Origin of the sequence: Bacillus sp. AF62, assembly GCF_050312695.1 — a bacterium.
Taxonomy (GTDB): domain Bacteria; phylum Bacillota; class Bacilli; order Bacillales; family Bacillaceae_G; genus Bacillus_A; species Bacillus_A cereus.
The window spans coordinates 1-848 of sequence record NZ_JBNPJZ010000212.1 but is presented as its reverse complement, the minus strand read 5'-3'; the positions used below and the strand labels follow the sequence as shown (position 1 = coordinate 848).

Genomic DNA, 848 nt, shown 5'->3' with positions numbered 1-848 from the left:
GGGCGGCCTGTCATAGGCGGAACGCCTCCAATGGTTAAACTGTCTACGTAGGCAAATAAAATTTGTAAAATGGATTGTTTTTGATCAAAATTGGTTATCATACTAGTAAATCCGCCCTTTCTGAAGATAGTTTTGGGATACTATCATTTTTCCAGGAAACGAATTTCTTTATGCATTCATTTTTGGATATTTATGAGTTTTGCAACACCCTCAACTTAATAAATTTCCTCAATTACAAGGCGAATGTGAAGAATCTGAAAATAAATATCTATCATAACCACTACACTCCAAACTAAAATGTAGTACCCTTAACATTTCAAATGCCTCTGCAAGAACCCACTCCTAAAGGAGTAGGTTCTTGCAGTTCTTCAATCTCCTAAAAGTGGCAAAATAATTACATTTTTAAAATTTATTTGATGTTACCTAATTTGAAACGTTTTAATCGATAAGGTTACATCATTAAAATCTTTATAAATATTATAAAAAATTGGATAATTTCCTGTATTTTCTAAAACATTAACTGGATATCCATAATTTTCACGTTTATACAACAACACTAAAGTTTTAGCTGCAACATGTACAGAGGAGATTTTATCATTCCAATCATTTCCTACATAGGGCAACCTCTCTCCCGATTTTAAATCAAAAAACATACCTATTCCATTGTTATGTTCATAAAATCGATTAACAGCTTGTTGGCCAGCAGTATTATACAGGTGCGGCTGAGCACCGGTACCTATTTGCGGTTGAGCACCAGTACCTATTTGCGGCTGAGCACCAGTACCTATTTGCGGCTGAGCACCAGTACCTATTTGCGGCTGAGCACCAGTACCTATTTGCGGCTGAGC

At 35.7% G+C, this 848-nt stretch carries 1 protein-coding gene and 1 pseudogene; both read right to left on the bottom strand.

Annotated elements, in window-relative coordinates; genetic code table 11:
* Nucleotides 1-101 (bottom strand): annotated as a pseudogene (locus ACQRBL_RS32345) (ISNCY family transposase); the annotation flags it as partial.
* A 318-nt stretch (nt 102-419) separates the two neighbouring features.
* Nucleotides 420-848, bottom strand: a 429-nt coding sequence (locus ACQRBL_RS32340; RefSeq protein WP_427736420.1) for a peptidase inhibitor family I36 protein, incomplete at its 5' end; no start/stop codon positions are given.